The following is a 22,940-nucleotide window of genomic DNA, read 5'->3' on the forward strand; positions in this document are numbered from 1 at the left end:
TAGAAATACTTGCGATGATGCTCCGGGCAGAGGAGATTGGTCCACGCTGCCGACCATCCAACAAGGAGCCACCCGTGACCGTCTCCGCCACCCTCGCCGCCAACGAAGCCATCGCCGCTCGCCGCGCCGCCGGGCAGGAGGTGCTCGCGCTCGGCTTCGGTGAAGCCGGGATCCCGGTGCACCCGTTGCTGAGTCAGCGCCTCGCGCAAGCCGCCGGGAGGATCGCCTACGGGCCGGTCGCCGGCACCGAGGAGGCCCGCGAGGCCGCCGCGGGGCACTGGACCCGCCGCGGCAACCCGACGGAGGCCGGACAGGTGCTCCTCGGGCCCGGCTCGAAGCCGCTGCTGTTCGCGCTGCAGCACGCGGTCGGCGGCGACGTCGTCCTCCCCCGGCCCGCGTGGGTGTCCTACGCGGCCCAGTCGCAGTTGCTCGGCCGCGAGCCGGTCCGGGTGCCGGTGCCGCACGGCGAGGGCGGCGTGCCCGACGCGGCGCTCATGACGACCGCGGTGCTCGAGGCGCGCGCGGCGGGCCGGGACCCGCGGCTCGTCGTGGTCACGCTGCCGGACAACCCGACCGGCCGCCTCGCCTCCGAGGCGTCGGTGCGGGCGCTGTGCGCGGCGGCGCGCGAGCTCGACCTCGTCATCGTGGCCGACGAGATCTACCGCGACCTCGTGTTCCAGCCGGGCGACTTCCCCTCCCCCAGCCGGTGGGCGCCCGAGCGGACGGTCACGACCACCGCGCTGTCGAAGAACTACGCGCTCGGCGGCTGGCGCATCGGCGCGGCCCGGTTCCCGGACTCCGACCGCGGCCGCGAGCTGCAGGAGACGGTGCGGGGCATCGCCTCCGAGCTGTGGTCCTCCGCGCCGCTGCCGATGCAGCACGCCGCCGCCTATGCCTGGTCCGACCCGGCCGAGCTGGTCGACCGGGTCGCCATGGCCCGGCGCCTGCACGGCGCGGTGGCGACCGCTGTGGCCGAGGTCTTCGCGGGCGCCGGCTGCGAGGTGCGGGTCCCGCAGGGCGGCTTCTACGTGTGGCCCGAGTTCGGGCCGCTGCGCGCGGCGCTGGCCGAGCGGTGGGGCGCGCGCACGAGCGCCGACCTCGCCCGGGTCCTGCTGGACGAGTTCGGGGTCGTGGTCATCGCCGGTGACGCGTTCGGGGACGACCCGGCGGCGCTGACGATCCGCGTCGCGGTCACCGGGATCTACGGCGACTCCGACTCCGAGCGCCTGGCGGCGCTCCTCTCGGACGACCCGCTGGAGATGCCGTGGGTCGCCGAGCACCTCGAGAGCCTGCGCGAGAAGCTGAAGGCCCTCGTCGCCTAGAAGAAGTGCTCGTAGGCCGTGATCGCGGCCGACACGCAGACGATCACCAGGAGGACCGCGGCCACGAGCAGCAGCGCTCCGACGAAGCGCTGGACCTCGAGTTCGCGGCCGTCCCTGACCGGTCCGCGCCAGCGGCCGTACCGCCAGTGGTCCCGGCCGAGCTCGTCGTCGCCGACGTCCAGCAGCAGCGTCTGGAGGTCGGCGACGCTGTCGGCCCTCTCGGCCAGCCGCCGCCGCAGCCGGTACTCCGCGGAGTCGATCACGCCCTTGCGCCGGGCCACGGCGAGGCGGTCGAGGGCGATGCGCTTGTCGGTCCCCGAGGGCCGGGCGGCAAATGCGTCCATGGCGATGCTCCCACCTGTGCTCACTTCATCATCGCAGAGACGAAGGCCGGGTGTGTGCCCCGTTTTCGCAGGCCGCAAGCATCGCGGACGCATGCGCATCAGGGATGCGCAGCCGTCACTCCCGCGCTAGTCCCCGAAGTCGGCGACCGAGGCCGCCAAGAGGTCGCTCACCGCCCGCGCGAGGTCGGTGTCCTTGGCGGAGACCTTGTTCCCGGCGGAGTGGGTGGTCGCGGAGACCCGGAGCTTGTCGTAGTTGATCGTCAGGTCGGCGTGGTGGCCGCGCTGCTCGCTGAGGAAGCCGACGGCGGTGGCCGCGGCGAGGGCCCGGAGGTGGCCGTCGAAGGTCCAGGTCTGCTCCAGGCGGTCGCCGACGTGGCTCCAGCCGGGCAGTTCCGACAGCGCGAGCTCGATCTCGGCCTCGGTCAAGGGTTGGTCGCTCATACCCCGATTCTGACAGCTCGTCGCGATCAGTTCTCGTCGATGAGGCTTACTTTGCCCGTGTCCAGGTCGTAGACCGCGCCGACGACCATGACGCCGTCGAGGTTCTCGCGGCGGCTCAGGTCGGCGACGGTGCGGCGCACCTGGAGGCGCAGCGCGCGGGACGCGGCCTCCTCGGGGTCCTTCGTCTCGGCCCAGGCCTGCGAGGCGGGCTGCCACAGCTGCTCGACGAGGTAGTCGGTGCGGGGGTCGTGGGAGTCGTCCTCGACCGCGTGCAGGGCCGCGTTGATCGCGCCGCACCGCTCGTGGCCGAGGACCACGACGAGGGAGACGCCGAGCTCGGCGGCGCCGAACTCGAGGGAGCCCACCGCGGCCCGGTCGGGGACGTGCCCGGCCGTGCGGACCACGAGCAGCTGCCCGAAGTCGCAGTCGAAGACGCTCTCGGCGGTGACGCGGGAGTCGATGCAGGTGAACACCGCGGCGCTGGGCGTCTGCCCGGGCGCGGCCTCGCGCGCCGCGACGATGTCGCGCTTGTATCGCGGCTTTCCGGCGACGAATCGGCCGTTGCCTTCGATGAGGGCGGCGAGCGTACTGGCGGCCTGGTGGTGCTCCATCAGCGAGGAGGCGGTCAGTTCTGGCACGCCCTGAATGGTGCCGCAGGATCCGTCCCGGCGCAAGCGGGACCGCCGGAGGACACGCACCTTTTACAGAGCGCACGTTACCGTTTCGAGATCTGTTGGTCACTAACCAGGACTAGAACTTCACCTTACGGGACCTTAGGATTGACACTCACTACCGCAATGGGACTCACCTGCGGCATCTCCTCTCCCCGTTCGGATTGAAGGTGGAACCGTGCGCACCTACGGCGACGGCTGCCCGGCCGCCCATGCGCTCGACCTCGTCGGCGAGCGCTGGTCGCTCCTCATCGTCCGCGAACTGCTCCTCGGTCCCAAGCGCTTCACCGACCTGCGCGCGGGCCTCCACGGCGCCAGCGCGAACGTCCTGTCGCAGCGGCTGCGGGAACTCGAATCGCACGGCGTGGTCTCCAAGCGCCGCCTGCCGCCGCCCGCCGCGTCCAAGGTGTACGAGCTCACCGAGTGGGGCCGGGACCTCGAACCGGTGATCGTGTTCCTGCTGCGCTGGGGCGCGCGCTCGGCCGCGATCCCGCTCGACGCGCCGATGGGCGCGGACGCCCTCATCCTCTCGATGCGCTCGCTGTTCATGCCCGTGGCCGCGCGCGGCTTCGACGCGGCGTTCGAACTGTGGGTCGACGACCGGCCGTTCATCGCCGAGGTCATCGACGCGCAGCTGCTCCTCGCGCCGGGGCGACCCGAGCACCCGCACGCGGTGATCCGCACGGACGCGGAGACGCTGAAGCGGCTCACACTCGGCGGCCGCAGCCTCGACGTCTCACTGCACGCCGGCCGCGTCACCGTCCAGGGCGACCAGGCGATGGCCGAGCGCTTCCTGGGGCTGTTCCGGCTCCCGGAGCCCGCTCCGGCGTCGGCGGGGGCGACGCCCGGAGCGGTCTAGCGGATGACGCGTATCTCGCCGGTGCCGCTGATCTTCGCGCGCCGGTCGGTGATGAGCATGTGCCCGGGCGCGTGCGTGATCGCGAACGGCAGCTTGGCCTTGACCACCGCTTCCTGAAGCGTCACACCGCAGGCCCAGAACACCGGCACGTCGCCTTCGCGCAGCCGCACCGGGTCGCCGAAGTCGGGCTTGCCGAGGTCGCGGATGCCGATCGCGGAAGGCCGCCCGATGTGGACGGGCGCGCCGTGAGCGTAGGGCATGTCGGCGGTGATCGCCGCCGCGTGATCGGCCATCCGGGCCGGCATGGGCCGCATCGAGACCACCACCGGGCCGCGGAACCGCCTGGCCCCCAGGGCCTTCACGTTGGTCCGGTACATCGGGACGTTGACGCCCTGCTCGAGGTGGCGCAGCGGGATGCCCGCGCGCTCCAAGAACGGCTCGAACGTGAAGGTGCAGCCGGTCAGCAGCGTCACCAGGTCGCGGCCCCACAGGTCGGCGACGTCGGTGCGCTCGGCGACCAGCTCGCCCTTGCTCCACACCCGGTAGGCCGGCAGGTCGCGGCGCAGGTCCGCGCCGAAGGCCAGGTCGGTCCAGAACCGGCCGGGCCCCACCACGTCCAGCAGCGGGCAGGCCCGCGGGTTGCGCACCGCGAAGCGGCGCAAGGCGATCGCATGCTGGGCCGGCACGGCCACCAGATTGGCCTGCACGTACCCGTGCGACCATCCGCTCGTCGTGGCGACCAGCCCGGCGCGGAACCGGGCGCGGGCCTCCTGGGGCCCGGTCTGTGACTCGGGACGCTGTCTCGTGAACATCGCTCCTCCTTCGCTCGATACGTCGAGCTTCGCGGCGGCGGCGTCAAGACCTTCACGAGTCGTTCATGAGACACATACCGGTAGCTGCACAGTCACGGTGCGCAAACCCCTTGCAACCGTTCCCAAACGATCATCGAATGCCCATAGACTGGACCCGTTCCCCGCGCTTACGGCCGCACCTCGACTCCCCGGGAGGTGGACCGTGGACTTCGGCATCCTCGGGCCTCTGCAGCTGACCTGGGAGGGCCTGCCCGTGGCGCTGCCCGGGCGGGTCCTGCCGCGGCTGCTCGCCGTGCTGCTCCTGGAAGCCGGGCACGTGGTGCCCCTGCCGAAGCTCGTCGACGCCATATGGGAGGAACTGCCGCCCGCGACCGCGAAGCGGCAGATCCAGAACACGGTCGCCAGCGCCCGCGGCATCCTGCTGCCCACCGGCACGAGCGAGATCGAGACCGTCGGCGAGGGCTACCGGCTGCGGGTGCGGCCCGAGAAGCTCGACTCGCTGCGGTTCCAGCGGGCCGTGCGCATCGCCCGCGAACAGGAGGCCGCCTCCGAACCCGAAGCGGCCCTCGGCAGTCTGCGCGAAGCGCTCGACCTGTGGCGGGGGCCGACCCTGGCCGGGTTCGGCGGCCGCGTCATCGAGGCGGGCGCACGGCGCTGGGACGAGGAGCGCGCCGCCGCCGAGGAGAGCCGCGCCGAACTCGAACTCGGGCTCGCCACCGGCGTGCCGGTCGTGGGCGACCTGCGGCGCGTCCTCGAAGCCCACCCGTACCGCCAGCACACGGCCGAACTGCTCATGACCGCGCTCTACCGCGAGGACCGGCCCGCCGAAGCGCTCGACGTGTACGAGTCGATCCGCCGCCAACTCGCCGAAGAGCTCGGCATCGACCCCGGACAGCGCCTCAAGGAGCTGCACACCGCGATCCTGCGCGACGACCCGTCGCTCAGGGCCGCGGCGCGGACGGAGGCGCCGAAGGCGCGCGTGGCGCTGCCCGCGCCCGCGCAACTGCCCTCCGACAGCATCCACTTCACCGGCAGGACAAAGGAACTCGACCTCCTCGACCGGCTCCTCGGGTCGGGGCCGCAGGTCGCGGTGCTCTCGGGGATCGGCGGGTCGGGGAAGACCACGCTCGCGCTGCACTGGGCGCATCGGGTGCGGGAGCGGTTCCCGGACGGACAGCTGTACGTGAACCTGCGCGGGTTCGACCGCACGCCGTCACTGGCGCCGCTGGACGCCCTGGCCGGGTTCCTGCGGGCGCTGCGGGTGCCGACCGAGGCCATCCCCTCGGACCTCGACGAGGCGGCCGCGCTGCTGCGCTCGCGCCTGGCGGACACGCGGACGCTGCTGATCCTCGACAACGCCCGGAACTCGGCGCAGGTGCTGCCGCTGCTGCCCGCCACGGCCGGGTGCGTCGCCGTCGTCACCAGCCGCGGGCGGCTCCCCGACCTCGCCGCGGCCCACGACATCCGCCAGATCACGGTGGGCGCGCTCGACGGCGGCGAGTCCGTGCGACTCCTCGAGAGCCTCATCGGCGGCGACCGGGTCGAACGGGAAACCGATGCGGCGCAACGGGTCGCGGAGCTGTGCGCGGGCCTGCCGCTGGCGCTGCGGATCATCGGCACCAACCTCGACGCGCAGCCCGGCACCACCTTGGCGGAGACCGCCGCGGCGCTGGCCGGGCGCGACCGGCTCTCGCGGCTCGCGGTCGAGGGCGACCCCACGACCACGGTAGCGGCGGCGTTCGACCTCTCCTACCAGGCACTCGAGCCCGAGGAGGAGCTGCTGTACCTCAACCTCGCGTACCTGCCGGGCACCGACTTCTCGAAGGGCCTGGCGTGCGCCCTGGTGACGTGGGAACCGGAAGCGGCCGAACGGCTCCTGGCGAACCTGGTGGCCGCCCACCGCGTCGACGAGTACCGGCCGGGCCGCTACCGCTTCCACGACCTGGTGCGCGAGTACGCGCGGCGCAAGGCCGAGTCCGCGTTCGACCCGGCCGCGCTGCAGCGGCTCCGGGAGCAGGCCGTGGCCTGGTACGCGAAGGGCTCGACGCGGCTGCCGGTACTGGAGTACCGCAACATCGTGGCGACCTTCCTCGAATGGAACGGCCACCCGCACGTCTCGCGGCTGCTCTCCCGGCTCATCGCGTTCGCCGACGCGGGCTACCGGGACGACGCCGCGAACCGGCGGGCGCTCTCCGATTCGCTCTACGAGCTGCCCGAGCTCGCGCATGTGGCCGAGCTGGGGATCGAGACGGGGACGCGCTCGGACGAGCCGATGGACGCGGTGCGGGCGTACGCGCTGGCGGACGCGGTGGCGTTCGCTTCGGGGGACCTCCACAAGTCGAAGGCGTACGCGGAGAAGACCCTCGAGTACCTGCGGTTGACGCCGCACGGGGACGCGACGGGCAAGGCCCGCAACGATCTCGCGACGACGCTGACGCAGCTGGGCCGGTACCGGGAGGCGGTGTCGCTGCTGCGGGAGGCGGTGATCGCGGCCGAGCGGTCGGGGAACCGGGCCGTGCGGGTGGAGGTGCTGACCTCGCTCGGCACCGTCCTGCGGCGCATGGGGATCTTCGCCGAGGCCGAGGCGCTGCTATTGCGGGCCCGCGACCTCGACGCGGCCGCCGACGACGGGCCGACCACGGTGTACCCGCTGCTGTCGCTCTCGGAGCTGTACGTCGACCAGGGCCGCATCTCGGCCGCCGAGGCGCTGAGCCGGGAGATCGCGGAGATGCTGCGCGACCATCCGTCGAAGTACTACCGGTCGCGGCTCTACTTCCGGCAGTTCGCGGTCCACCGCGCGGACGAGGACCATCCGCGCGCCGAGGCGGCGCTGCTGCGCGCCCTGGAACTGGTCGAGCAGTTCAACAACTGGCGCCACCAGTTGATCTACACCTACTGGCTGGCGGACCTGTACGTGGACACCGAGCAGTTCGAGCAGGTGCGGGACACGCTGGCGCGGGTGGCGCACCTGGACCGGTACGAGACTTCGGAGTCGCTCGCGGTGCGGGCGCGCGTGATGTGCAAGCTGCACACCGCCGAGGGCGACCTGGGGCGGGCGATCCGCATGGGGCGCCAGGCGTGCGACGTGTTCGCGGCCATGCCCGACCCGCTGCGCCAGGCCCGCAGCCTGCTCGCCCTCGCCAACGCCTACCAGGCGGCCGGCCGCACCGACCGGGCCGACCGGTGCCGCGACGAGGCCCGGACCCTGTTGAACGCGCTCGGTCTCGACCCGGGCTCGCCGAACCCGTGACTTTGGGCAGGGGCAGGTTCAGTCGGTCGACGGATGCGGGGCCAGTCGGCCCGTTTCTACAGTTGCATCAACACCCACCGATGCGGCGGCGAGAACGGCGGCGGCATCTGAAACGACAGCGAGGGATGACATGCACGCGATCCGGCAGCACGAATTCGGCGGCCCTGAAGTCCTGGTGTACGAGGACGTCGCCGACCCCGAGCCCGGCCCCGGCCAGGTGCGCATCGACACCCGCGCCGCAGGCGTCCACCTGCTCGACACGACCTTCCGCAGCGGTGACAAGAACGGCCCGTACCCGCTGCCGCCGCTGCCGATGGTCCCGGGCCGCGAAGCGGCCGGGATCGTCGACGCGGTCGGCGAGGGCGTTGACACGGCCTGGATCGGCAAGCGCGTGGTCGCCCACCTGGGCTTCGCTTCCGGCGGGTACGCCGAGAAGGCGGTGCGCGAGGTCGCGAACGTGCACGAGATCCCCGAGGGCGCCGGGTTCCCCGAGGCGATCGCGATGATCGGCACCGGCCGGACCGCGCTCATGGTCCTGGCGGTCGGGCCGGTGACGGCTGACGATGTGGTGATCGTGCCGGCCGCGGCGGGCGGGATCGGCACGCTGCTGGTGCAGGCCGCGAAGAACGCGGGCGCGTACGTGGTCGGCCTCGCGGGCGGGCCCGACAAGGTGCGGCAGGTCGCGGCGAACGGGGCCGACGCGGCGATCGACTACAAGGCGGCGGACTGGACCTCGGTGCTGGACAAGGCCTTGGAGGGCCGCGAGGCGACGCTGCTGTTCGACTCGGTCGGCGGCGACACCGGCCGCGCGGCCTTCGACCGCCTGGGCTTCGGCGGCCGCATGGTGGTCTTCGGCTGGTCGGCGGGCAAGGCCACGGAAGCGACGGTCGATGACATCGTGGGCCGCGGCCTCACGGTCTCGGGTGCCCTGGGGCCGAAGCTCCTCGAGAAGCTGGGCGGCCTGCGCGCGCTGGAAGAGCGGTCGCTCGCCGAACTCGCGGCCGGTCGCCTGCGCCCGGCGGTCCACACCTTCAAGCTCAGCGAAGCGGCCGAAGCCCATCGCGCCCTTGAGAACCGGGGCACGACGGGCAAGGTGGTCCTGGTCCCGTAGGCGGAAACGGCACCGCCGCCCCGGCGGTCGGCCGGGGCGGCGGTGGTTCGGGCCTCTGGTGCGGAGGCTTGGGTCGCTAGGAGGCGCGGGCGAGTTCGGCCGTGGTCAGGTGGGCCGGGATCATCGCTTCGGCCTCGGTGTGGGCTCGGGCGAGCGGGACCGAGAGGGCGAGGCCGGCGAGGGCCAGGCCGACGCCGACGAGGATCGGCGCGGTGAGGCTGAGGCCGGCCGAGAGGGCCAGGCCGCCGAGCCAGGCGCCGTTCGCGTTGGCGAGGTTGAAGGCCGCGTGGTGCAGGGAGGAGGCGAGCGACGGGGCGGCGTGGGCGCCGTCCAGCAGCAGCCGCTGCATGATCGGGCCGACCAGCGACGACGAGAGCGCCATCAGGAATACCCCGGCGATCGCCAGGACCGGGTTCGCCATCGTGAAGTACATCATCAGCAGCACTGCGGCGATGGTGGTGAACGAGGCGAACAGGCCCTGGATCGGGGCGCGGTCGGCGACCTGGCCGCCGACGATGTTGCCGGCCGTCAGGCCGAGGCCGAACACCGCGAGGGTGATCGCGACGGCGACCGTGCCGAGGCCGGTGACCTCTTCGAGGATCGGCGTCAGGTAGGTGTAGGCCGCGAACATGCCGCCGAAGCCCACCGCGCCCGTGACGAGCGGGAGCAGGACGCGCTTGGAGCGGATCGCGCGGATCTCGTCGGCGGCCTTGGTAGGCACGATGACACCGCGGGTGTCGGGCACGGTCGCCCAGATCGCGGCGGCGGCCACCAGGCCGAGCGCGGCGACGGCGGCGAAGATCCAGCGCCAGGAGAACTGGCCGATGAGGAGGGCGCTCACGGGAACGCCGATGATCGTGGCCACGGTCAGGCCGGACATGATCCCCGAGATCGCGCGGGCGCGCCGCTCGTAGGAGACCAGGCTCGCGCCGACCACCGCGGCCGCGCCGAAGAACGCGCCGTGCGGGAGCCCGGCGAAGAACCGGGAGGCGAGCAGGGTCCCGAAGTCGGGGGCCAGGGCGGTGACGAGGTTGGCGACCGCGAACCAGGCCATCAGGGCGATGAGCAGCGGCTTGCGGGGGACGCGGGTGGTGGCGACGGTGAGGAGCGGGGCGCCGAGGACGACGCCGATCGCGTAGGCCGAGACGGCGAGGCCGGCTTCGGCGAGCGAGACGCCCGACGAGGCGGCCACCTGGGGCAGGATGCCCATGATGACGAACTCGGCGGTACCGATGCCGAACGCGCCGATGGACATGGCGAACAGAGGCATGCGCATGGGAAAGCAGCTCCGGGAAAGAAGAGTGGGGAGGGTGAGAACGCTGAGGCTGTCACCGGCTGCTTCCTTGCCGTACCGGTCGCTGTCAAGAGCGGGAGGCTCGCGCCTCCGCACCAATCATAAATACACTCGCCATCGGAGTAAAAGCCTTTGCGGTGAAATCGGAGCGTGATGTCCGTCGCCGGCGGATCGCGGACGGCGCACGGGTGCCTCGAGTGTGACCGGCGCCCGCTCCAGCAGCCGGGCGAACGCCGCCGCGGTCGGCGAACCCGGTTGCGGCACATACATGACCAGCCGCAGCGCCGTCCCCGGCACCTCCAGGACCTGGCAGTCCCATTCCAGCGGCCCGAACTCGTGGTGGACCACGCTCTTGCGCTGCACCCGCCGCACCGCCACCCGGTGGTCGGCCCACATCACCCCGAACTCCGGGCTGTTCCGCAGCAGCTCGTCCACCAGCGCCCGCAGCTTCACGTCCTTCGGGCTGCGCGCCAGCGAGGCCCGAAGGTCCGCGACGCAGTTTTGGAAGAACACCGCTTCCGCTGGTAGGAACCGGGGCCCGAGCCTGCAGTGTCGCCGCCGCGGCCATGGTCAGAGAAGGGGACTCTTGGCTTCAACGCCCCGATTGCGGGGGCGGTCCCACCTCATCGCTGAGGTCGCTTCCTGCTTCACTGCCGGTCGCCCCGGGGGAGAGAGCCCTCGAGGTCTGACACCGACTCCACAGGCCTTGTCGGCCGCAGACTCGGGCTCCTCGAAGGAGACCCGAGTATGTTCCCCGGCCAACACCGCCAGCCCGGCGGCAAGAATGTTCTTCGCGGCATTCAGGTCCCGGTCGTGCCGGGCGCCGCAGCTCGGACAGGTCCATATGCGGACCTCAAGACGAAGCTCCTCGAGCATGAATCCGCAATCGGCGTTCGAACAGCGTTTGCTGGAAGGCTCCCATCGATCGATCACCACAAGCCGCTTGCCGGCCCGCGCGCACTTCGCCTCAAGCAGGGCTCGGAAGCGCTGCCAGCCGAGTCTTGCGATCAGTCCGGCCATCCTGCGGTTCTTGCGGAGCCCGCGGACATTGAGATCCTCGAGGCAGATCGTGTCGTACTGGCGCACCAACCGGGTAGTGGCCTTTTGGAGCATGTCCTCACGGGCTTGCCGCTCCTTGCGATAAGCCCTGGCGACCTTCATCCGAGCTTTGTCTCGGTTCTTCGATCCCCGCTGTTTCCGGGCCATCCTTCGCTGGTAGCGCTTCCTGTTGCGCTCCTTGCTTTTCAGGTCCGGAGCTTCCAATGGCGCGGCCCCGTCCGAGAGCGTGCCGAAAGTGTGCACGCCGAGGTCGACTCCCACGGATCTGCCAGTGGGCGCCGGCTCTTCGGGGGCCTGGTCTTCGGCGAGTTCGGCACACAGCGAGACCCACCAGGATCCGTCGGGCTCACGGGTGATGGTGACGCTGGAGACCGAAAGCTCCTCGACCGGGATATCGAACGACCATACCCATTGCAGTGGTTCCTTCATCTTCGCCAGGTGCAATCGACCGGATCGGAGCCGAAACGCGGTCTTCGCGAATGTCGCGCCGACGCAGTTCGACCGTGCTTTGAACCGGGGGTGGTTCGCGCGCTTGGCGAAGAAGTTGTCGAAGGCACGCTGCTGATGCCGCAGCGCCTGCTGCAATGGAACGCTGGAGACCTCCCGAAGGTAGGCGAACTCAGGGCTCCGTTTGAGTTCGGTCAAGTGAGCCGAGGCCTGCTCGTAGCTCGTATTGAGCCGCGCCTGTGCCCATCTTTCCCGCCTCCAAGCCAGCACGTGGTTCCACACCACTCGAACACAACCCAAGGTTCGGCAGAGCAGGGCAGCTTGCTCCTGATCGGGATACATCCGGACTCGAAACCCACGCTGCATGAAACGAGGCTAACGACGCGCACCTGCGATCCAGAGCGACCGACACGCTCAGGCAACCATCCGAAAACCGACAGAACCGCTGCGACACAAAGAAAAGAGGCCCTGCGCAAGCAGGGCCTCACTCGTAGGGCAGGCAGGACTTGAACCCGCGACCGACCCGTTATGAGCAGGCTGCTCTAACCAGCTGAGCTACTGCCCCGAGCGGGCAATATCCTCTCACACCGCGTGGCCGGTCGGTGTCCGGAGGGGAACGCGGCGGGCGCGGGCGGGGCGCAGGAACGTCGCAAGGACTTCATCGGCCCCGAATGCGGCGGCAACGGACGTAAGGAACGGTCGGGCGTCACGGAGGTGCCCGCCGGTAACATCTGAGCCACAATTGCAACGGTTCGATAACGACCCCTGCGTTTGTGGGCCAGCTCTCCATAAGATCCGACTCACTCCCGTCGTTTCGTGTTTCTCGAACAATCCACGATGCGCGGGTTCCGACGCCCAAACCTCCCGAGGGGGCCCATTGAGACGTGCAGTGTTGTTGCTGTCGGCTGCGTTCGCCGGCCTGTTGCTGGGGCTGGGGGTGAACAGCAGCGCCACCGCCCAGGACGCCTTCGGCGTCCACGGCACCCTGGAGAACCAGCAGGACGAACCGGTCGCGGGTGTCTCGATCACCGTCACCGACGCCGCCGGCACCGAGGTCGCCACGGTCCAGAGCGGCGAGGACGGCACGTGGTCCGTCCCGCTCGAAGCGGGCGGGGACTACGTCGTCACCCTCGACGAGTCAACGCTCCCCGACGGCCTGGTCGTGCGCAACGGCAAGCCCTCGCTCGAAGTCAGCATCAGCTCCGACCGGACCGTGCTGTTCCCGCTGGACACACAGGTCGCCGGCGGCGCCGGCCCCGGCGGGGACGAACCCTCCTCCGGCGGCGACGCGACCGGCGAGGCCCCCGGCGACGGCGAATCGAGCTCCGAGGCCGACACGGCCGAGAACGGCGAGAACCTCGCCGAGATCGAGGACGAGGGCGGCGCCACCCGCGCCGTCAGCCTCCTCGTCTCCGGGCTCCACTTCGGCCTCATGATCGCCCTGGCGGCCGTCGGCCTCTCGATGGTGTTCGGCACGACCGGCCTCACCAACTTCGCCCACGGCGACCTCGTCACCTTCGGCGCGGTCATGGCCCTGCTGTTCAACCTCACCTTCGGCGTGCCCGTGTGGATCGCGGCGATCGCCGCCGTCCTCCTCGGCGCCGCCTTCGGCTGGCTCCAGGACTGGGGCCTGTGGTCGCGGCTGCGCAAGCGCGGCACCGGCCTCGTCTCGATGATGATCATCTCGATCGGCGTCGCCCTGCTCATCCGCAACGTGACCCTGTTCTTCGTCGGCGGCGAACGCCAGCGCTACGACGAGTTCGTCGGTCAGAAGCCCTGGGACTTCGGCTGGCTCGTCGTCACCCCGAAGGAAGTCGTGACCGGTTCGATCGCGCTCGTCGTCTGCATCGCGGTCGGCATCGCCCTCGTCTACACGCGGCTCGGCAAGGCCACCCGCGCGGTCGCCGACAACCCCTCGCTCGCGGCCTCCACCGGCATCGACGTGAACCAGGTCGTGCGCCTGGTGTGGACGATCGGCGGCGGCCTCGCGGCCATGTCCGGCGTGTTCCTGGGCATCAGCGACGGCATCAAGTTCGACATGGGCCAGCACCTGCTCCTCATGGTGTTCGCCGCGGTCGTCCTCGGCGGGCTCGGCACCGCGTTCGGCGCGTTCGTCGGCGCGATGCTCATCGGCGTGTTCGTGCAGCTGTCGACGCTGGTGATCGCCCCCGAGCTGAAGTACGTCGGCGCGCTGGCGGTCCTCATCATCATCATGCTCACCCGGCCGCAGGGCATCCTGGGCCGTCGCGAGCGAATCGGCTAGGAGAGCGAAATGGATTGGCACTTCGTCTTCAGCCAGGCGCTCACGCAGGCCATCGGGCCGACCATGCTCGTGTACGCGCTCGGCGCCATCGGCCTCAACCTCCAGTTCGGCTACACGGGCCTGCTCAACTTCGGCCAGGCCGCGTTCGCCGCGGTCGGGGCTTACGGCCTCGCGCTCGCGGTGGTGGCCTTCGGCCTGCCGTTCTGGTGGGGCATCCTCGTCGGGCTCGCCTGCGCGGTGGTGCTGGCGCTGCTCATGGGCATCCCGACGCTGCGGCTGCGCGCCGACTACCTCGCGATCGTCACGATCGCGGCGGCCGAGATCGTGCGGCGGCTCTTCCGCGCGACGGTCTGGTCGGAGCACACCGGCGGCTCGGACGGCATGCGCGGGTTCTCCGACCCGTTCTTCGCGCTGAACCCGGTCCCGGAGGACGCGACCTGGACGTTCGGGTTCGTCTCCATGGAGAGCGGCCGCCTCACGGTCGACTTCGGACTGTTCGACCTCCAGTACTCCCACCGCGACCTGTGGGTCATGCTGATCGGCTGGGTGCTGGTGGCGTTCTTCTGCGTCGTCCTGGCCCTGCTCGTCCACAGCCCGTGGGGCCGGGTCCTCAAGGGCATCCGCGAGGACGAGGAGGCCGTGCGCAGCCTCGGCAAGAACGTGTTCGCGTACAAGATGCAGGCGCTGGTCATCGGCGGCATCATCGGCGCGGTGGCCGGGTTCGTGTTCGCGCTGAGCCGCGCGAACGTCCAGCCCGACACGTTCTCGACGGACTTCACGTTCTACTTCTATGTGGTCCTCATCCTCGGCGGCGCGGCCCGCATCTTCGGGCCCGTGCTCGGCGCGGCGCTGTTCTGGTTCCTGTACAACATCTTCTCGCAGGGGCTGAGCCAGGCCATCACCTCGGGTCTGATCCCGTCCGGGGCCATCAACCAGACGCAGGTGGGGCCGCTCGTGTTCTTCTTGCTGGGCCTCGGCATGGTGCTGCTGCTGATCTTCCGGCCGCAGGGCATCCTCGGCAATCGAAGGGAGCTGATGCTCGATGTCCGATGACACCCAGCCGGAGACCGAGGCGGCGGCCGCGGAGGCGGCGCCCCTCAGGGCCGGGATCTCGGCGGCGCGCGCGTCCCTCGCGGACGTGCCGCCCGAACCCGGTGCGCCCAAGCAGGACCCGATCCTCAACGCCACCGGGGTGCGCCGCGCGTTCGGCGGCCTCGTCGCCGTCGACGTGGCGCACCTGGAGGTCCAGCGGGGCACCATCACCGCCCTCATCGGGCCGAACGGCGCGGGCAAGACCACTTTCTTCAACCTGCTCACCGGTTTCGACCGGCCGAGCCGGGGCGAGTGGGTGTTCGACGGCCGCCGCGCCGACCGGATGCGCTCCTACCAGGTGGCGCGGGCGGGCATGGTCCGCACGTTCCAGCTGACGAAGGCGCTCACCCGCATGACGGTCATGGACAACATGCTCATCGGCGCGGGGAACCAGATCGGCGAGCGCTTCTGGGCCGGGCTCGTCCCGCCCCTGTGGCGGGCGCAGGAGGCCGCGAACCGGGCCAAGGCGATGGAGCTGCTGGAGCGGTTCAAGCTCGACCGCAAGCGCGACGACTACGCCGGGGAGCTCTCCGGCGGTCAGCGCAAGCTGCTCGAGATGGCGCGGGCGCTCATGCTCGATCCGAAGATGGTCATGCTCGACGAGCCGATGGCCGGGGTGAACCCGGCGCTGAAGCAGTCGCTGCTGGAGCACATCAAGGACCTGCGCGAGGACGGGATGACGGTCCTGTTCGTCGAGCACGACATGGACATGGTGCACGAGATCGCGGACTGGGTGGCGGTGATGGCGGCCGGGCAGTTGATCACCGAGGGCACGCCGGACCAGATCTCGGCCGACCGCCGGGTCATCGACGCGTACCTCGGCGCCCACCACGACGCGGCTCAGCATTAGGAGACGACATGAGCGACAACGAGACCGCGGCGGGGATCGGCCCCACGGGGGCGCCCCTGGACGAGGCGCAGGAGTCGGACACCGAGGTGTGCTCCCGGGAGGGGCACCTGGCGGCCTCGCAGGACGCGCTGCTGCGCGCCGACGAGGTGGAGGCCGGGTACCTGCCGGGCGTGTCGATCCTCAACGGCACCGACCTGTACGCCGATGAGGGCGAGCTGGTGGGGATCATCGGCCCGAACGGGGCCGGGAAGTCGACGCTGCTGAAGGCGATGTTCGGCCTGGTGGGGATCACCTCGGGCACGGTGACGCTGCGCGGACAGGACATCACGAACAAGAAGGCGCACCAGCTGGTGCCGCTCGGCGTGGGCTTCGTGCCGCAGACGAACAACGTGTTCTCGGCGCTCACTGTCGAGGAGAACCTGGAGATGGGCGTATTCTTGCGTCCGAAGGCCTTTCGGGAGCGGTTCGAGTTCGTGACGGACCTGTTCCCGATCCTCGGGGAGCGGCGCGCGCAGCGGGCCGGGTCCCTGTCGGGCGGCGAGCGGCAGATGGTGGCGATGGGCCGGGCGCTCATGATGGAGCCGTCGGTGCTGCTGCTGGACGAGCCGTCGGCGGGCCTGTCCCCGGCGATGCAGGACGAGGTCTTCTTCAACACCAAGCAGATCAACCAGACGGGTGTCACGGTGGTCATGGTCGAGCAGAACGCCCGGCGGTGCCTCCAGATCTGCGACCGAGGCTATGTGCTGGACCAGGGCCGGAGCGCCTACACCGGTCCCGGCGCGAGCCTCATCGACGATCCGAAGGTGGTCGAGCTGTACCTGGGCACGCTCGGGAAGGCTCGCTAGAACACGGATAAGGCGATGCCCCTCCGGTCCTGTGGTCCGGAGGGGCATCGCCGTTTCCAGCGGAGCTCTCGGCTAGCCCTCGAGGCTGCCGAACTTGTACTCGAGGTTGATGAAGGTGTTGTCGGCCTGGTACTGGTAGATGCCGATGGTCGCGGCGGAGACGTCGCCCTCGGCCGAGAACTCGATGGGGCCGGAGTAGCCCTCGTAGTCGATGTCCTCGTCGTTCTCAAGGAGCTCGGCGCACTCGGTGAAGCCGTTGCACTTCGTGCCGCCGCGGCTGACGTCGATCAGGTTGTCCTTGATCGTGTCGGAGTCGACCTTGCCGCCCTGGATCGCGGCGAGCGCGGCCAGCACGGTGGCGTCGTAGGACTCGGGGCCGTAGGTGAAGTCGGTCAGCTCCGGGTCCACTTCGAGCAGGCGGTCCTGGATGCCGGCGGTGTCGGCGCCCGGGTAGGTGCCCTTGGCGCCCTCGAGGAAGCCGGCCGGGAACTGGTCGCCGTAGTTGGAGAGGTTGCCGTCGACGAAGTACCAGCCGAGGTCCTGGGCGCTCATGCCTTCCTCGGCGAGGGCCGGGGCGAGGTTCACGATCTCGTTGAAGGTGATGAGGACGACGGCGTCGGCGCCGGCGTCGGCCACGCGGCCGGCTTCGGCGGAGAACTCGGTCGCGGCCGGGTCGTACACGATGGTGTCGAGGACTTCACCGCCGAAGTCGGTGAAGTTCGTCGACACGGACTCGGCCAGGCCGGTGCCGTAGGAGTCCTGCAGCGCCAGGATCACGATCTTCTCGTGGCCGTCGGCGATGATCTGGTCGGCGAGGACGCGGCCCTGGAGCACGTCCGAGGGCGCGGTGCGGAAGTAGTAGTCGCCGTTGGGGTAGGTGGTGAACTCCGGCGAGGTGTTCGCCGGGGAGATCTGGACGATCCCCTCCTGGTAGAGCTTGTCGATGAAGCTGAGCGACACGCTGGAGGAGGCGGCGCCGATGACGGTGTGGACGCCCTGGCGGATGAGCGCGTCGGCCGACTCGCTGGCGATGGGCGAGGTGGTGTCGCCCGAGTCCTGGTGGTAGACCTCGGCGTCGCAGCCGAGGACGCCTCCGGCCTCGTTGATCTCCTTGATGGCCAGGTCGACGCCGGCGAACTCGGGCGGGCCGAGGAAGGCCAGCGAGCCGGTCTGGGGCAGGATCGTGCCGATCTTCAGGGCGTCGCTTTCGCAGTCAGTGCCACCGGAACCAGAGTCCTCACCGCACGCGGTGAGCGAGAGCGCTGTGATACCCGCTGTGGCGACTGCCAGCAGCGCTCGGGGAAAGCGAGACATGGATGCTCCTAGGTTGTTCGAGAGAGAGGTCACGCGCAAAGACTTGGAGGTTTGCGTGATCCGAGTTACACACTATGCCGGTAGTGGAGGCGATGGCAGAGGTCGTGACCACACCCGGCCCTGTTTGTGATGAGTCCGTGACCTTCTCGAACAGGTATTGCAATCGCAGGTCGGCAGTGTTGCGGCCCAGGGTCGTCCGCGCCCCGGGATCCCCCGCGCGGTTCCCCCTCCCGGGGGAGGCGGTTCGCCCGCGCGCGGGAGGGCATCGACCCCGGAAATCGCGAATCTGTAGGCATGACAACGCAACTGCCGCTCCGGCGGCCCACCCGACTCGCCCGCGCGACCGTGCTCGCCGCGTTCCTCTGGTCGCTCCTGGCCTTCCCGATCGGCCTGTGGCAGCTCCTCGACCCCGAGAGCGGCCCGTACTCGCACGAGCTGTTCGACCCCACGATCCCCCTCCCCGCGGCGGTCCCCGACTGGCTCGCCCCCGGCGCGCTCCTCGCGGCCGGGCTCGGCGGGCTCCTCATCGCCCGGGCGAGGCCGCGGCTGTGGCCGCTCACCGCGCTTTACGCCGCGGTCTTCGGGTTGCTGCTGACCACGATCTCGCCGATCTCGCTCGCCGGCTACCTGTGCGCGTTCCTCATTCCGATCGGGGCCGTGACGGTCCCGGTGGTCCTGGCGCGCGGTGCGGCGGCCCGCCTCGCCACCGCCGCCGCGATCGCCGCGGTCCTCGTCGGACTCGGCGTCACCGGCGTGGTCGACTACGCCGCGGTCGGTTCGTTCGCGGCGGAGCTCGGCCGGACCATGGCCGGCCTCAGCGGCTACTTCTTCGCCCAGCTCTGGACGGTCGCGGGTGCCGCGATCTGGGCCGCCCTGACGCTGCAGCTGGTGCTGACGCGCGGCGACGGCGAACCAGCGCCGGCCTGGGCCGCCCCCGAGCGCGCCGCGAAGTGGGGCAGGGTCGCGGCCTGGACCGCGTTCGCATGCGCCCTCCCGTACGGCCTGGTGCGGATGACCTGGCTGACGCCCTGGCCGTACGTGGGCGTCGGGCCGATCGACGACGCGTCGTTCCCGCTCGAGATGCGGGTCTGGGGCCTGCTCCTCGGCACCGCCGCGCTGGGCGGCGGCGTGCTCTGCCTCGGCCTCACCCAGAAGTGGGGCGAGCGGTGGCCGTTCTGGATGTTCGCCTTCAAGGGCCGCCCGGTGCCGCCGATGGTCGCGATCGTGCCCGGCGCGATCATGGCCGCGATGTTCACCTTCATGGCGGTGCCCATGGCGGTCTTGGGCATCCGCAACGGCGAGCCGGCGATGGGCCTGCTGAGCTTCCCGTTCTGGCTGTGGGGCCCGGCGCTCGGCGCGGCGGTGCTCGCCTACGCGATCCGGCGGGGGCGGGTCAGGGTTGGATAGGGCTTGACCGATGGCGGGCATCGACCTAAGGTCGATGCCTGCAATCATTTCCACTGTATCCTGCAATTTCTTGCAAAGGAATCACATGCTCGACATCCTGGTCGTCGGCGGCGTCGGCGTCGACACCATCGTGCGCGTCCCCGAGATCGCGATCGGCGACGGCGACTCGCTCGGCGTGGAGCCGATCTACGACTACGTGGCGCACACCGGCAACGGGGTCGCGCTCGGCTGCCTCCACCTCGGGCTCACCACCCGCTTCATCGACTACATCGGCGACGACGAGCAGGGGAAGCTGGTGCTGCGCCACTACGAGCGGCACGGCCTCGACTTCCGCCACCTCATCTCCCCCAACGGCACCTCGCGCTCGGTCAACCTCGTCGACGCGGGCGGGCGCCGGTACTCCTTCTACGACTACCGCCACGACGCCGACCTGCGCATGCCCGCCGAGTTCTTCGGCCCGCACGTCGCCGAGGCCAGGCACGTCCACGTCTCGATCCCGAACCACACCCGCGACGTGCTCACCGCGATCCCCGAGGGCGTCACGGTCTCGACCGACCTGCACGGCTGGGACGGCGAGGCCGAGCACCAGAAGGCCTTCGCCCTCCGCGCCGACCTCGTGACCCTCTCGGCCGCCAAGCTCGGCGGGGACCCCGAGAAGGCCATGCGCTGGATCATCGACAACGGCCGCGCCTCGGTCGTGATCGCGACCGACGGCGAGCACGGCGGCTACGTCCTCGAGCGCGGCGGCGACCTCGCCCACTACGACGCGATCGACCCCGTCGCCGAGCTCGGCGCGGCGGTCCCGGCCTGGGCCGACTGGGCGCCGGTGGACTCGAACGGCGCGGGCGACGCGTTCGTCTCGGGCCTGCTGTGGGCGCGGGCCCAGGGCGGCGACCTCGCGGCGGCGCTCGACGCGGGCCGCGTCGCGGGCGCGTACGCGTGCCGCTCGAAGGGCACGAGCACGGCGCTCATCACCGCGGCGCTGATGACCGAAAGCCTCGCGGCACTGCGGCAGTAGAGGATCGGCCCCGGCTCCGCGCCGGGGCCGTCCGCTATTCGGCGGGCTTGTTCGCCGTCATGGCCTTGGCGCGGGCGATCACGTCGTCGAACGGCGAGGGCTCGACCTCCACGGGGCGCACCGCGTCGCGCCGCTCGGGCTGGACCACCAGCATGAACAGGCCGCCCACGGCCGCCGCGACGACCGGCGCGCCCAGCCCGATCTCGACGGCGGGCCACACGCCGGTGGCCGCGCCGGTGGCAATGAGGAACGCGGCCCAGATCGGCACCGCCCAGCCCCCGGCGAGCACCAGCAGGTCGCGGCGGCGGCGCAGCTCGGGCCGGATGAGCCAGATCAGGAAGTCGAGCCAGGCGCCCGAGAGCAGGAAGATCCACACGTACCCGCCGTACTCGAAGCCCGTGTACGCGCCGGCCATGACCGCCGGGTACGCGAACGCGACCGTGAAGAACCCCAAGGGGAGCCGGAAGCGGCCCGTCATGAGCACCGCCAGCGCGAGCACGAGCACCGTGGTGAACACGATGCCCGCCACCGGGAAGCCCTCGAAGACGTTCGGGCCGCGCAGCGCCTGGGCGACCGCGTGCGGGGAGTTCGTGTGCGGCACGAGGTAGGCGAGGAAGAGCACGAGCGCGGTCGTGATGTAGCCGAGGGAGAGGGCCGGGGCGGCCATGCGGGCCTCGAGCGGGATCGGCTCGGGTTCGGCGCTGAGGGCGGCGCGGCGCCAGGCCGAGAGCAGGGGCGCGGCGACGATGAGGACGCCGCCCGCGGCGAGCGTGAGGTGCGAGGGGCTGAAGAGGATCGCGAGGCTCGTCTCGACGCCGAGCACCTCGTGCCAGATCATGTCGGCGATGCCGGAGACGAGGAAGAGGGGCACGCCGACGACGGCGGGGCCGTAGCCGTGCGGGACGGCGGCCATGCCGGTGCGCCCGTCGGCGCGGTGGGCGCGCGCGAACATCCACGCGATCCAGGCGGCGGTGGCGAAGAAGCCGGTGTAGAAGGCCAGGTGCCACCAGGTGAAGAACGACTCGGCCCAGCCGCGGGCGTGGGCGTTGACGTCGAGGACGAGGCCGCCGAAGAACCATGCGGAGAAGGCCGCGGTGGTGAGGTCCTGCCACCAGGTGGCGTAGGCGCGGGGCTGCCGGGAGTCGGTCAAGAGGTGCATCTTGTACTCCAGCAATCGGTCCAGGGGTGTGATGGCCATGACCTCATCATGGCGTACCCGAACCTTCCGCGCAATTCCCGCTTTCGCGTGGGACCGTTCACTCAGGACGGTGTGTGCGCGGTTCCCCACGGGCGCTTGGGGCGTGCGACCGGCCCGGCGCGTGGACGCCGGGCCGGTCGGGAGTGGCGCTAGGCCTCGCAGAGGGCGGTCGCGGTCAGGTCGGAGAGGGCCTTGTCGAAGGCGTCCTCGTCGCCGTACCCGGCTTTGTCGTCGATGCTCCAGGAGACGGTGAAGCGGCGTTCGCCGTCGGCGGAGTGGAAGGACTGGGTCTGGTGGCCGAGGCCGTCGCCGTGGTGGCCGTAGACCTGCTCTTCGCCTTCGCCGCAGTCGATCTCGACCGCGCCGAGGCCGAGCCCGTAGTCGTAGCTCCCGCCGGTGTCCATGAACGCGGAGGCCGCGGCGAACTGCTCGGCGGTGAGGAGGGTGCCCTCGGAGAGCGCCTCGTAGAAGTCGTTGAGGTCGCCCACCGTGGAGATGACGCCGCCGCCGGCCCAGGTCTGGGTGTTGGACAGCGCCGTGGCGTCGAAGTAGGGGCGGCCCGGGTCGCCGGTGGTGACGTACGGGACGGCGTGCGGGCCGCGGATGCCGGCGGTGCCGTCGCGCGGGAGGTAGGTGCGGTCGAGGTCGGCGGGTTCGAAGACGCGCTCCTCGAGCTCGTCGCGGAGGCGGTTGCCGGTGAGCTCCTCGATGAGCATGCCGAGGACGGTGTACCCGGTGTTGGAGTAGGACCAGTCGGTGCCGGGCTTGAAGTCGAGGTCTTCGGCGGCGGCGATCGCGACGATCGCCTCGGGCTCGTAATGGGTGCGGTAGCCGGCGTACAGCTCGGTGAAGTCGCCGCTCCCGATGCCCGGGTAGGCGAGCTTGAGCCAGTCGGGGACGCCGCTGGTGTGCTGGAGGAGCTGCCGGACGGTCGGGTCGGCTTCGTAGGGCAGGAGTCCGGGGAGGTGATCGCCGATCGGGTCGTCGAGGTCGAGGAGGCCTTCGCCTTCGAGCTGGAGCACGACGGCGGCGGTCATCGACTTGGTGACGCTGCCGATGCGGACCCGGTCGCCCGGGCGCGCCGGGGCCGAGTCGGCGCCGAGGTCGCGGGTGCCGGCGGCCGCGGTCCAGGTGTCGTCGCCGTGCTCGACCTGGACGAGGACGGAGCCGCCGGCCTGCGCGGCGAACGCCTCGAGGCGCGATTCGAGGTGTTCGGTGTCGAGTTCGCGGGTATGGGCCGCGGCGCCCTGCCCGGCGGCGAGGACGCCGACGAGGCCGAGGGCCGCCGCGGCGGCGGGGATCATCTTGGTTCGCATGCCCAGAATCTATGGGCCGCAAGGGCT

General features: G+C 70.9%; 19 protein-coding genes, 1 tRNA gene and 1 pseudogene. 10 read left to right on the forward strand and 11 right to left on the reverse strand.

Annotated elements, in window-relative coordinates:
• Window positions 1-74 precede the first annotated feature (74 nt).
• Window positions 75-1,322: a pyridoxal phosphate-dependent aminotransferase gene (locus tag AB0K52_RS03045; protein ID WP_363525370.1), complete on the forward strand. Its 1,248-nt coding sequence runs from the start codon at window positions 75-77 to the stop codon at window positions 1,320-1,322.
• Here the strand turns inward: AB0K52_RS03045 and AB0K52_RS03050 are convergent.
• The 3 genes from AB0K52_RS03050 to AB0K52_RS03060 form a co-directional block, all read right to left on the reverse strand.
• Window positions 1,319-1,666, reverse strand: a complete 348-nt coding sequence (locus AB0K52_RS03050; protein WP_363525373.1) for a hypothetical protein — start codon at window positions 1,664-1,666, stop codon at window positions 1,319-1,321. The two genes, AB0K52_RS03045 and AB0K52_RS03050, sit on opposite strands and share 4 nt — an antisense overlap.
• Window positions 1,667-1,792: 126 nt before the next feature.
• Complete coding sequence (locus tag AB0K52_RS03055) at window positions 1,793-2,107, reverse strand: 4a-hydroxytetrahydrobiopterin dehydratase (protein ID WP_363525376.1); 315 nt, start codon at window positions 2,105-2,107, stop codon at window positions 1,793-1,795.
• Between the two features lie 26 nt (window positions 2,108-2,133).
• Window positions 2,134-2,745 carry a carbonic anhydrase gene (locus AB0K52_RS03060; RefSeq protein ID WP_363525379.1) on the reverse strand — a complete coding sequence of 204 codons (612 nt, stop codon included), beginning with the start codon at window positions 2,743-2,745 and terminating at the stop codon, window positions 2,134-2,136.
• A gap of 211 nt (window positions 2,746-2,956) precedes the next feature.
• Here AB0K52_RS03060 and AB0K52_RS03065 point away from each other — a divergent pair, with 211 nt between their 5' ends.
• Window positions 2,957-3,637 (forward strand): winged helix-turn-helix transcriptional regulator, encoded by a 681-nt coding sequence (locus AB0K52_RS03065; protein ID WP_307792936.1) that lies wholly within the window; start codon window positions 2,957-2,959, stop codon window positions 3,635-3,637.
• Here AB0K52_RS03065 and AB0K52_RS03070 read toward each other — a convergent pair.
• Window positions 3,634-4,449: a putative hydro-lyase gene (locus AB0K52_RS03070; protein ID WP_363525383.1), complete on the reverse strand. Its 816-nt coding sequence runs from the start codon at window positions 4,447-4,449 to the stop codon at window positions 3,634-3,636. The genes AB0K52_RS03065 and AB0K52_RS03070 overlap by 4 nt on opposite strands.
• 202 nt (window positions 4,450-4,651) lie before the next feature.
• Between AB0K52_RS03070 and AB0K52_RS03075 the strand changes: the two genes are divergently transcribed.
• Together AB0K52_RS03075 and AB0K52_RS03080 are read left to right on the forward strand one after the other, a co-directional pair.
• Window positions 4,652-7,699 carry a BTAD domain-containing putative transcriptional regulator gene (locus AB0K52_RS03075; RefSeq protein WP_363525386.1) on the forward strand — a complete coding sequence of 1,016 codons (3,048 nt, stop codon included), beginning with the start codon at window positions 4,652-4,654 and terminating at the stop codon, window positions 7,697-7,699.
• A 130-nt stretch (window positions 7,700-7,829) separates the two neighbouring features.
• Window positions 7,830-8,810 (forward strand): zinc-binding dehydrogenase, encoded by a 981-nt coding sequence (locus AB0K52_RS03080; RefSeq protein ID WP_363525389.1) that lies wholly within the window; start codon window positions 7,830-7,832, stop codon window positions 8,808-8,810.
• A 76-nt stretch (window positions 8,811-8,886) separates the two neighbouring features.
• Here AB0K52_RS03080 and AB0K52_RS03085 read toward each other — a convergent pair whose 3' ends face one another.
• The 4 genes and pseudogenes from AB0K52_RS03085 to AB0K52_RS03100 form a co-directional block, all read right to left on the reverse strand.
• Entirely contained in the window at window positions 8,887-10,086 is a 1,200-nt protein-coding gene (locus AB0K52_RS03085) for an MFS transporter (protein WP_208496496.1), read from the reverse strand.
• 117 nt (window positions 10,087-10,203) lie between these two features.
• Window positions 10,204-10,623: pseudogene (locus AB0K52_RS03090) on the reverse strand (hypothetical protein); the annotation flags it as partial.
• 51 nt (window positions 10,624-10,674) lie between these two features.
• The gene (locus tag AB0K52_RS03095) at window positions 10,675-11,976 is read right to left on the reverse strand and encodes an RNA-guided endonuclease TnpB family protein (RefSeq protein WP_363525393.1); all 1,302 of its coding nucleotides are present in this window, start codon (window positions 11,974-11,976) and stop codon (window positions 10,675-10,677) included.
• A gap of 125 nt (window positions 11,977-12,101) precedes the next feature.
• A tRNA-Ile gene (locus AB0K52_RS03100) sits at window positions 12,102-12,175 on the reverse strand.
• A 312-nt stretch (window positions 12,176-12,487) separates the two neighbouring features.
• On the opposite strand from AB0K52_RS03100, the gene AB0K52_RS03105 reads away from it, so the two are divergent.
• Genes AB0K52_RS03105 through AB0K52_RS03120 form a run of 4 tightly spaced genes read left to right on the forward strand, consistent with a single transcriptional unit; the run spans window position 12,488 to window position 16,660 of the window.
• Entirely contained in the window at window positions 12,488-13,873 is a 1,386-nt protein-coding gene (locus AB0K52_RS03105; RefSeq protein WP_363525396.1) for a branched-chain amino acid ABC transporter permease, read from the forward strand.
• Window positions 13,874-13,882: 9 nt separating this feature from the next.
• A complete protein-coding gene (locus AB0K52_RS03110) occupies window positions 13,883-14,926 on the forward strand; it encodes a branched-chain amino acid ABC transporter permease (RefSeq protein WP_363525399.1) in 1,044 nt (347 codons plus the stop codon).
• Entirely contained in the window at window positions 14,916-15,815 is a 900-nt protein-coding gene (locus AB0K52_RS03115) for an ABC transporter ATP-binding protein (RefSeq protein ID WP_363525402.1), read from the forward strand. The genes AB0K52_RS03110 and AB0K52_RS03115 overlap by 11 nt, the downstream gene beginning before the upstream one ends.
• Before the next feature lie 8 nt (window positions 15,816-15,823).
• Window positions 15,824-16,660: an ABC transporter ATP-binding protein gene (locus AB0K52_RS03120; protein ID WP_363525405.1), complete on the forward strand. Its 837-nt coding sequence runs from the start codon at window positions 15,824-15,826 to the stop codon at window positions 16,658-16,660.
• 72 nt (window positions 16,661-16,732) lie between these two features.
• On the opposite strand, the gene AB0K52_RS03125 is transcribed toward AB0K52_RS03120, so the two are convergent.
• Window positions 16,733-17,974: an ABC transporter substrate-binding protein gene (locus AB0K52_RS03125; protein ID WP_363525408.1), complete on the reverse strand. Its 1,242-nt coding sequence runs from the start codon at window positions 17,972-17,974 to the stop codon at window positions 16,733-16,735.
• A gap of 294 nt (window positions 17,975-18,268) precedes the next feature.
• Here AB0K52_RS03125 and AB0K52_RS03130 point away from each other — a divergent pair, with 294 nt between their 5' ends.
• Complete coding sequence (locus tag AB0K52_RS03130) at window positions 18,269-19,381, forward strand: hypothetical protein (protein WP_363525411.1); 1,113 nt, start codon at window positions 18,269-18,271, stop codon at window positions 19,379-19,381.
• Between the two features lie 85 nt (window positions 19,382-19,466).
• On the forward strand, window positions 19,467-20,399 hold the full coding sequence (locus AB0K52_RS03135; protein ID WP_363525414.1) for a carbohydrate kinase family protein: 933 nt from the start codon (window positions 19,467-19,469) through the stop codon (window positions 20,397-20,399).
• A gap of 34 nt (window positions 20,400-20,433) precedes the next feature.
• Here AB0K52_RS03135 and AB0K52_RS03140 read toward each other — a convergent pair whose 3' ends face one another.
• Together AB0K52_RS03140 and AB0K52_RS03145 are read right to left on the reverse strand one after the other, a co-directional pair.
• Window positions 20,434-21,597, reverse strand: a complete 1,164-nt coding sequence (locus tag AB0K52_RS03140; protein ID WP_363525415.1) for a hypothetical protein — start codon at window positions 21,595-21,597, stop codon at window positions 20,434-20,436.
• A gap of 149 nt (window positions 21,598-21,746) precedes the next feature.
• A complete protein-coding gene (locus AB0K52_RS03145) occupies window positions 21,747-22,913 on the reverse strand; it encodes a serine hydrolase domain-containing protein (protein WP_363525418.1) in 1,167 nt (388 codons plus the stop codon).
• Window positions 22,914-22,940 lie beyond the last annotated feature (27 nt).

This window comes from Glycomyces sp. NPDC049804, assembly GCF_040674615.1.
GTDB lineage: Bacteria > Actinomycetota > Actinomycetes > Mycobacteriales > Micromonosporaceae > Glycomyces > Glycomyces niveus.